At 56.5% G+C, this 1225-nt stretch carries 1 protein-coding gene; it reads right to left on the bottom strand.

The window, feature by feature from the left end:
- Positions 1-19 precede the first annotated feature (19 nt).
- Positions 20-979: an IS110 family RNA-guided transposase gene (locus tag AC54AF_RS27055; RefSeq protein ID WP_496639050.1), complete on the bottom strand. Its 960-nt coding sequence runs from the start codon at positions 977-979 to the stop codon at positions 20-22.
- Positions 980-1225 lie beyond the last annotated feature (246 nt).

Here is a 1225-nt window from a genome sequence, read left to right on the forward strand (position 1 = left end):
GTAGATACTGTTATCCCCGTCAAGCGGCGTGCAAGGTCGGATCAAATATTTTTCCCGACCTGAGCACGCCGAATGCCACATGTACCAGCTTGCGCATCATGGCGCCGATGATCAGTTTCGGTGCCTTGCCGGCAGCGCTGAGCCGTTGGCCAAAGCGCTGGCCCCATGGTGTCCTGTATACGGTCACCATGGCCGGCATGTACAGCGCCTTTCGCAGGAAACTGTGACCAATCTTCGACATGCGTGGCTTGCCACGTACGCTCGATCCTGACTCGTGCTGGCGCGGGTCGAGTCCCGCAAACGCCACGGCTTGCTTGGCGTTGTCGAAGCGCTCGGTATCGGCATAGTACGACAGCAGCACTGGTATCGTGCGCTCGCCCAAGCCAGGGATGCTATCGAGCAGCTCACGCTTGTCGTGTAAATCCGGGTCGTCATCGATATGGCGTTTGATGGCGAGGATGAGTTCCTTGATCTGCCTATCGAGCCACGCAATGTGGTCTTCGATACCTTGGCGTACCGCTTCACGCGCGACATCGAGACGGTTCGTCTCCTGCAGTCGCATCGCTTGCAGCGCCTCCAGGCGCAGCACCATGGCGCGCAGTGCTTGTGCAGCGGGCGATGGCGCTATCCAGGGCTCAGGCTGGCGTTCATGGGAGAAGTCAGCAATCAACTGAGCGTCGACTTTATCGGTCTTGGTGCGTACCAGGCGCGAGGCGCCAAAGGCCTTGATCTGCGCCGGATTGATGACACTGACCACCATGTCAAGTCCTGCCAGATATTCGGCAACACCTTCCCAGTAGGTGCCGGTCGCTTCCATGCATACTCTCGGGTTGCTCACATCATGCTTGAGCAGCCATTCTTTGAGTACAGCAAATCCTTTGTGATTGTTCTCTACTACCTTGTTACGGTGTTTGCCGTTGGGCAGGCGCAGCGCGCAGTCCAGCTTTGCCTTGGCAACGTCGATTCCTAAATTAAACATGCTGTGGTCCTCTTGCGATCTACCTTGTGAATGCGGGCTACCGGCGTGCCGGTGCCAAAGATACTGTCCGATCTTGACATGGAGGATGGGTAACTGGTGCGAGATCTACATCGCTGGCTTCGAGCCTAAGGGCGGATACGGCATCCAGTTACCCGGTCTTGATATGCCTACCAAGAATTTTGACAGCGGTCGATGTTGTTCGCAACACCACCAACCGCATGAGAGGAATAATACAAGGTCGGATTA

This window comes from Janthinobacterium sp. JF4, assembly GCF_059617925.1.